Source organism: Catenulispora pinistramenti (assembly GCF_018274385.1).
Lineage (GTDB): Bacteria > Actinomycetota > Actinomycetes > Streptomycetales > Catenulisporaceae > Catenulispora > Catenulispora pinistramenti.
The window spans coordinates 1-7,769 of record NZ_JAAFYZ010000334.1 but is presented as its reverse complement, the minus strand read 5'-3'; the positions used below and the strand labels follow the sequence as shown (position 1 = coordinate 7,769).

The following is a 7,769-nucleotide window of genomic DNA, read 5'->3' as shown; positions in this document are numbered from 1 at the left end:
GCCCACCATGGTCGACACCTCCGCCGGCATGGAGACCATGGCCATCCCGATCCCGATCCCGCGCCCGGTGGACCCGGCGGATGAGCCGACTCACGTCACCCGCGCCGATGAGCCGGGTCCGGGTCCGGGGGCGTGGCCGCCGCCGCATCAGCAGTAGCAGTAGCAGTGAGCTTCGCCACTTTCTGAGTGGCCGTTGTCCGGGCCCGTGCGTCTGTACGCGCGGGCCCTTGGCGTCCCCTGCCGCGCCTACACTTGAGCAATGCCCCTGCACCGTGATGAAGGCGTCGTCCTGCGGACCCGGAATCTCGGGGAGGCGGACCGCATCATCACGTTCCTCACTCGGGATCGGGGGCGGGTGCGGGCGGTGGCCAAGGGGGTGCGGCGGACTTCGTCGAAGTTCGGGTCGCGGTTGGAGCCGTTCACCTTCGTGGATGTCCAGATCTTCGAGAAGCATGGCCGTGACCTGCACCTGGTTACCCAGGCTGAGACGTTGGCGGCGTACGGGGGGTCGCTGGTCGCCGACTATCCGGCCTACACCGCGGGGCAGGCGATGCTGGAGGCCGCCGAGCGGTTGAGTGAAGATGATGTGCCCGCCGTGCAGCAGTACCTCCTATTGGTCGGCGGGTTGCGTACGCTGGCTTCAGGAGAGCACTCCGCCGGGCTGGTCCTGGACGCGTTCCTGCTGCGCTCCCTGGCCATCGCCGGCTACGCGCCGTCCTTCGAGGACTGCGCCCGCTGCGGCGATCCGGGTGCGCACCGGTTCTTCAACCTGCCGGCCGGCGGGGTGGTGTGCTCGGACTGCAAGCCGTCTGGGTCGGTGGCCCCGGCCCGTGAGACACTTGCCCTGCTCGGGGCGTTGCTCGCGGGGGACTGGGGGATGGCCGACGCCAGCGCCGACAAGCACCGGCGGGAGGGCAGCGGCCTGGTCGCCGCCTACCTGCAGTGGCACCTGGAACGCGGCCTGCGGTCCCTGCGGCTGGTCGAGCGGTGACCATGAGCGCTGGCCATGAGCACGGCAACGCATGAGCACGGCAACGCATGAGCACGGCAACGCATGAGTACGGCTGCGTAGGACGAGATACGTAGGACGAGATAGGTGGAGCGGTGAGACTGACCCGTCGGATCCTGGAAGAGCGCCTGGCAAAGCGGCAGCCGGGCGTCAACCGGGACCCCTTCCCGCACAAGCGCGGCGCGCTGCCGCCGGACATCCCGCTGGACCTGGTGCCCCGGCACGTGGCCCTGGTGATGGATGGCAACGGCCGCTGGGCCAAGGAGCGCGGCCTGTCGCGCATAGAGGGCCACAAGGTCGGCGAGGCCTCGCTGTTCGACGTGGTCGAGGGCGCGGTGCAGCTCGGCGGCATCACGCACATCTCCGCCTACGCCTTCTCCACCGAGAACTGGAAGCGCTCCCCTGAGGAGGTCCGCTTCCTCATGGGCTTCAACCGCGACACCATCCGCCGCCGCATCGGCGAGATGGACGAACTCGGCGTCCGCATCCGCTGGGCCGGCCGCCGGCCCCGGCTGTGGAAGTCGGTCATCGACGAGTTGGAGTGGGCCGAGGAGCGCACCAAGGACAACAAGCTCCTGACCCTCACCATGTGCGTCAACTACGGCGGCCGCTGGGAGATCGCCGACGCCATGGCCGCCATGGGCCGCGATATCAAGGCCGGCCGCCTGGACCCGACCAAGATCAACGAGAAGACGGTCACCCGGTACCTCTACGAGCCGGACATGCCCGACGTGGACCTGTTCATCCGCTCCTCCGGCGAGCACCGCACTTCCAACTTCCTCATGTGGGAGTCGGCCTACGCGGAGTTCGTGTTCGACAACACCCTCTGGCCGGACTTCGACCGCACCAACCTGTGGCGCGCCTGCGAGTCCTTCGCCGGGCGCGACCGCCGTTACGGCGGCGCCCTCACCAACGAGGAGCAGTTCGCCGCCACGGTCGAGCAGGAGCCGGAGTACGAGTACGAGTACGACGAGCGCGCGTACGCGGACCCGGACGAGGTCGCGTAACAAAACGCTACAAACGCCGAGGGCGTTCCGCGATCATGCGACGACCGCGGGACGCCCTCGTGCGCATCCCAAGCTACCGTGCCGGGTCCGCGCCAGGTCCGCCCGCCCCCAGGCCAGGTCCTCGGGTCCTCAGGCCTTCTGGCCCCAGCCCTCAGTGGTCCCCGCAGGTCCCGAAGATCTCCAGCGTGTGCGACACGTCCCGGTACCCGTGCTCGGCGGCCACCCGGGCCGCCCAGCTCTCCACCACCGCCGGGCCCTCGACCTCGACGGTCTTGCCGCACTCCCGGCACACCAGGTGGTGGTGGTGCCGCGGGGTGGAGCAGCGCCGGTAGATCACCTCGCGGTCGCCGGTGCGCAGCACGTCCACCTCGCCGGCGTCGGCCAGCGACTGCAGGGCGCGGTAGACCGTGGTCAGGCCGACCGACTCGCCGCGCTGCTTGAGCAGGTCGTGCAGGTCCTGGGCGCTGCGGAAGTCGTCGACCTCGTCCAGCAGCGCCGCGACCGCCGACCGCTGGCGGGTGGAGCGGCCCTGGGCCGGCAGGCCCCGGCCGGTGTCGCCGTGGTGGTCGCCGGAGGTGTCTGCGGTACTCACTGTCCTTCTCCTAGCGGTTGGCGTGCGGTGCGGGCGGTGCGTGCCGTGCGTGCGATCTGCGGTGCGTTCTTCATACGGTCGTCGGGCGGTCGGCCCGGGGCGGCCGGCCGGTGGCCCGACGCCGATGTCATTGTGGCAGGCTCCGTCCGGTTGCGACCGCTTGTTCGGGTGCGGGTCCCGGCGCGGGGTCGGGTTCGTGGGCCCGCGTGCGGGTGCGGCCCCGGCCGCGGCGCAGCAGCCCGGCGCAGATGCTAGCGAGCAGGAACACCGCGATCGCGATCAGCACGATCGACGCGCCGGGCGGGGTGTCCGCGTAGTACGACATGGTGACGCCGGAGAAGGCCGCGCCCACCCCGATCGCCATGGCCGCGCCCATCGTGGCGGCGAAGGCCCGGGTCAGCTGCTGCGCGGCGGCGACCGGCACCACCATCAGGGCGCTGACCATCAGCACCCCGACCACCCGCATGCCCACGGTCACCGTCACCGCGGTGGTGACCGCCAGTAGCAGGTTCAGCGCCCGCACCGGCAGCCCGGCGACCCGGGCGAACTCCTCGTCCTGGCAGACCGCGAACAGCGCGCGCCGCAGTCCGAGGCTGACCAGCAGCACGCCGACGGCCAGCGCCGCGATCGCCCACACGTCGCCGGCCGACGTGGACAGGATCGAGCCGAACAAGTACGAGTTCAGGTTCGCGTTGCCGCCGGACAGCGAGATCAGCATCGAGCCGCCGGCCAGCCCGCCGTAGAAGAGCATGGCCAGGGCCACGTCGCCGCTGGCCTTGGCGCGTTCCCGGATCAGCTCCACGGCCGCGGCCCCGGCCACCGCGACCAGCACCGCGCCCCACACCGGCGAGGTGTTCGTGGCCAGGCCCAGGCCCACGCCGGTGAGCGCGACGTGCCCGAGCCCGTCGCCCATCAGTGCCAGCCGCCGCTGCACCAGGTAGGTGCCGATGGCCGGGGCGGCCAGCCCGATGGCCAGCGCGGCCAGGAAGGCGCGCTGCATGAAGGGCAGGCTGAAGATGGTGTCGTTCAGCATGCGGGGCCTGCCTCGGGGCTTTCGTGAATGGGGGAAATGCGGGTGCCTCCGGAAATACGGGGGCTTTCGGGACCGCGCGCGCTTTCGGGACCGCGCGGGCTTCGGGGAATCTCGGGGCCGCGGGAAATACGAGCGCCGCGGACGCTCATCGTCTCCACCGGCGCGTGTCCCGGCGGAAGTTCCGGCGTCCCGGGCGCCTCGGCCGTCCCGGCGTGCGGGTGGACGTGGACGTGCCCGGCCTGGTGGCCGTGCCCGGCGTCCGGCTCGCCGTGCTCGATCGGCGCGCCGTCGTACCGGACGGTCCCGGCGCGTAGCACGACCGTGCGGTCGATGAGCCGGGCCAGCGGGCCCAGCTCGTGCAGGACCAGCAGCAGCGTGGTGCCGTGCGCGGACAGCTCCTCCAGCGTGTCGGCGAAGGCCTGCTGGCTGACCAGGTCCACCCCGGCCATCGGCTCGTCCATGATCAGCAGGTCCGGGCGGCGGGCCAGGGCCCGGGCGATCAGCACCCGCTGCTGCTGGCCGCCGGACAGCGCGGCCACCGGGTCGCCGATCCGGTCCAGCATCCCGACCGTGGCCAGGGCCTCGCGCACGGCGGCGCGGTCGCCCCGGGTGCGGCGTCTGATCCAGTTGCGCGGGCTGAGCAGGCCCGAGGCGACGACCTCGCCGACCGTGGCCGGCACCCCGGCCGCGGCGGTGGTGCGCTGCGGCACGTAGCCGACCCGCTGCCAGGCCTTGAACTCCGGCAGCGGTGTGCCGAACAGCTCGACCCGGCCGCCGTCCACCGGATACAGCCCGACGACCGTCTTGACCAGGGTGGACTTGCCCGAGCCGTTGGCCCCCAGCAGCGCGACGGTCTGGCCGCCGGGAACCTCGAGGTCGACTCCGTGCAGGATGGCCCGGCCGCCGAGCGAGACGGTCACGTGCCGCGCCGCCACCACCGGCGCGACCGGTGCGTCGTCGGCCGGGCCGGTCATCCCGGTGACGATGCCGAGGCTGTCGGTCGTGCCGAGGCCCGCACCGGCGCTGAAGTTCTCAGCCGTGCTGAAGTCCCCAGCCGCGCTGGACCCATCGGGCGCCCCGGAGCCGGAGCCGGAGCCGGAGCCGCCGGCCGGGTGCCGGACCTCGCGCCCCATCAGGAACACCCCAGCGCACTGCGCAGCGCGGCCAGGTTGTCGCGCATGATCGAGAGGTAGTCCTGCTTCGAGGGGTCCTTGACCCCCTCGATCGGATCGAGCACCGCGGCCTTGGTCCCGGTGTCCGCGGCCAGCGTCCGCGCGGTCTTGGGGCTGGCCAGAGTCTCGAAGAAGACCGTGGTCACGCCCTTAGTCTTGATCAGGTCCTGGATCTTCGCGAGGTGGGCCGCGCTGGGCTCGTCGTCCGGGGACAGGCCGGCGATCGGGACCTGGACCAGGCCGTAGCGCTCGGCGAGGTAGCCGAACGCCGCGTGGCTGGTGACGATGTCCTGGCGCTGGCAGTGCGCCAGCCCGGCCCGGTAGTCGGCGTCCAGGGTCCGCAGCTCGCCGTCCAGTGCGGACTGGTTGGCCTGGAAGTCGGCGGCGTGCGCGGGGTCGATGCGTTGCAGCTCGGCCGAGACCGCGTCGGCGATCTTGGCGAAGTCGACCGGGTCCAGCCAGACGTGCGGGTCGGCGCTGTGCGCGTCGCCCTCGCCGAGGTCGCCGTGGTCCTCCAGGTGCACCACGGTCGCGGTGTCCAGGGCGGCCTTGGGCTTGTTCTGCGCCACCGCGGCGTCCACGGCCGGTTGCAGGCCCTTCTCGTAGATCGCCAGGTCCGCCTTGCTGACCGCGCCGACCTGGGACGGTGTCAGCTCCAGGTCGTGCGGCTCGGCGCCGGGCTTGGTGAGGTTCCGGACGGCCACGTGGTCGCCGCCGATCTGCTCGGCGAGGTAGGCGAAGGGGTAGAAGCCGGCCACCACGTCGAGCCGGCCGTCGGCGGTGTGCTGATCGGACTGCTTCAGGCAGCCGCTCAGGGTCAGCGCCGCGACCAGCACGGCCACCAAACCGGCCACGCGCGCCGGGACCCCGGGCCGGAAACGGCGGCGGGACTCGGCGGTGCGGAAAGGCATGCCTCCATGGTCGCTGAAAATGAAAATGATTGTCAATTCTCCCGATCAACACACGGTCCGGGGGCGGTCCGAGGGCGGTGCGGGCCGGTCCGCGGCGGATCGCGGCGGATCCGCCCACAACGTCCCCTCCGGCCCGCCGCACAACGCGCGACCTGGGCCGGAAACCCCTCCGAAACCGCCCCGGGAACCCGCTAAGCTGGGCCATCATCCGAAACCCGGCATCCGGCCGGGCTTCGCCACCGTGGATGCGGTGGCAACAAGAAAGAGAGCGACTGTGGCCGCCGACAAGATCGAGACCATCGTCCGGCTCGCGAAGAGCCGAGGCTTCGTCTTCCCCTCCAGCGAGATCTACGGCGGTACGCGTGCCGCCTACGACTACGGGCCGCTCGGCGTGGAGCTGAAGGAGAACATCAAGCGCCAGTGGTGGAAGACCATGGTCACCGGCCGGGAGGACGTCGTCGGCCTGGACTCCTCGGTCATCCTGGCGCGCGAGGTGTGGGAGGCCTCCGGCCACGTCAAGGAGTTCACCGACCCGCTGACCGAGTGCCAGTCCTGCCACAAGCGCTTCCGCGAGGACCACCTCATCGAGGCCTACGAGGCCAAGCACAACCGGGTCCCGGAGCGCGGCCTGGCCGACCTCAACTGTCCGAACTGCGGCAACAAGGGCACGTTCACCGAGCCCAAGGTGTTCAACCTGATGCTGCAGACCCACCTGGGCGTCACGATGGACGAGGCGGGCCTGGCCTACCTGCGTCCGGAGACCGCGCAGGGCATCTTCGTGTCCTACAAGACGGTCCGCGACGCCTCGCGCAAGAAGCCGCCGTTCGGCATCGGCCAGATCGGCAAGTCGTTCCGCAACGAGATCACGCCGGGCAACTTCATCTTCCGCACCCGCGAGTTCGAGCAGATGGAGATGGAGTTCTTCGTCAAGCCCGGCGAGGACGAGACGTGGTTCGAGTACTGGCTCAACGAGCGCTACAACTGGTGGACCGACCTGGGTCTGAAGGCTGAGAACCTGCGCTTCTACGAGCACCCGGCCGAGAAGCTGTCGCACTACTCCAAGCGCACCGTCGACATCGAGTACCGCTTCAACTTCGGCGGCCAGGAGTTCTCCGAGCTGGAGGGCATCGCCAACCGCACCGACTTCGACCTGACCACGCACGCCAAGCACTCCGGCGAGGACTTCACCCAGCTGGAGCAGGAGACCGGCGAGCGCTGGACGCCGTTCGTGGTCGAGCCGGCGGCCGGTGTCAACCGCGGCATGCTGGCGTTCCTGCTGGACGCCTACGCCGAGGACGAGGCCCCGAACGCCAAGGGCGTCATGGAGGTCCGCAAGGTGCTGCGGCTGGACAAGCGGCTGGCGCCGGTGAAGGCCGCGGTGCTGCCGCTGTCCCGCAACGCCGACCTCTCGCCCAAGGCGCGCGACCTCGCGCAGCTGCTGCGCAAGAACTGGAACGTCGAGTTCGACGACGCCGGCGCCATCGGCCGCCGCTACCGCCGCCAGGACGAGATCGGCACCCCGTTCTGCATCACGGTGGACTTCGACACCCTCGACGACCAGGCCGTGACGGTTCGGGAGCGGGATTCGATGGAGCAGCAGCGGGTGGCTTTGGACCAGGTCGAGGGCTACCTCGCGGCCCGGCTGATCGGCGCCTGAGGCACTGTCGAAGCACTACTGAGGCACTGTGGCACTACTGAGGCGCTGCGGCAGTGCTGCGGGGCACTACTGAAGCACTGCTGAGGGCACTACTGAAGCAGCAATAGGGTGGGCCGCCGGGACTCCGGCGGCCCACCCTTCACCGTGAGCGGCGCCGCGCGAGGTGCCGGACCAGCGGCCTGACATAGAGGCGGGCCAGCAGGAAGGCGACCACCAGCATGGCGATCCCGCCGGCGCCGTGCACCGCCCAGACTCCGGCGTAGGTCGGGCCGCCCCAGGAACCGCGGGTAGCCGGGCAGGCCCATCGCGGGGCGCAGCGGGTCGTGGTCGAGGTCATGCCTCAAGCCTGGCCGCCGGGGCCCGGGAAAACGATCGTGCGGCCACGAGA

7 protein-coding genes and 1 pseudogene are annotated in these 7,769 nt (G+C 71.0%); 3 read left to right on the top strand and 5 right to left on the bottom strand.

Translation table 11 applies throughout. The features are described from left to right. Positions 1–259: 259 nt before the first annotated feature. Both recO and KGQ19_RS45865 read left to right on the top strand, forming a co-directional pair. Entirely contained in the window at positions 260–991 is a 732-nt protein-coding gene (gene recO / locus KGQ19_RS45870; protein ID WP_212021449.1) for a DNA repair protein RecO, read from the top strand. 119 nt (positions 992–1,110) lie between these two features. Further along, on the top strand, positions 1,111–2,016 hold the full coding sequence (locus KGQ19_RS45865; RefSeq protein ID WP_230420461.1) for an isoprenyl transferase: 906 nt from the start codon (positions 1,111–1,113) through the stop codon (positions 2,014–2,016). 151 nt (positions 2,017–2,167) lie between these two features. Here the strand turns inward: KGQ19_RS45865 and KGQ19_RS45860 are convergent, their stop codons facing one another. The 4 genes and pseudogenes from KGQ19_RS45860 to KGQ19_RS45845 all read right to left on the bottom strand — a co-directional run bounded on the left by KGQ19_RS45860 (position 2,168) and on the right by KGQ19_RS45845 (position 5,724). After that, complete coding sequence (locus KGQ19_RS45860) at positions 2,168–2,608, bottom strand: Fur family transcriptional regulator (RefSeq protein WP_307856714.1); 441 nt, start codon at positions 2,606–2,608, stop codon at positions 2,168–2,170. A gap of 127 nt (positions 2,609–2,735) precedes the next feature. Next, complete coding sequence (locus KGQ19_RS45855; protein WP_212021445.1) at positions 2,736–3,641, bottom strand: metal ABC transporter permease; 906 nt, start codon at positions 3,639–3,641, stop codon at positions 2,736–2,738. A 194-nt stretch (positions 3,642–3,835) separates the two neighbouring features. Further along, positions 3,836–4,615 (bottom strand): annotated as a pseudogene (locus KGQ19_RS45850) (metal ABC transporter ATP-binding protein); the annotation flags it as partial. Positions 4,616–4,773: 158 nt separating this feature from the next. Further along, entirely contained in the window at positions 4,774–5,724 is a 951-nt protein-coding gene (locus KGQ19_RS45845) for a metal ABC transporter substrate-binding protein (RefSeq protein WP_212021443.1), read from the bottom strand. A 274-nt stretch (positions 5,725–5,998) separates the two neighbouring features. Between KGQ19_RS45845 and KGQ19_RS45840 the strand changes: the two genes are divergently transcribed. Further along, the gene (locus KGQ19_RS45840; protein WP_212021441.1) at positions 5,999–7,381 is read left to right on the top strand and encodes a glycine--tRNA ligase; all 1,383 of its coding nucleotides are present in this window, start codon (positions 5,999–6,001) and stop codon (positions 7,379–7,381) included. 139 nt (positions 7,382–7,520) lie between these two features. Here the strand turns inward: KGQ19_RS45840 and KGQ19_RS45835 are convergent, their stop codons facing one another. Beyond that, positions 7,521–7,718: a hypothetical protein gene (locus KGQ19_RS45835; protein ID WP_212021438.1), complete on the bottom strand. Its 198-nt coding sequence runs from the start codon at positions 7,716–7,718 to the stop codon at positions 7,521–7,523. Positions 7,719–7,769 lie beyond the last annotated feature (51 nt).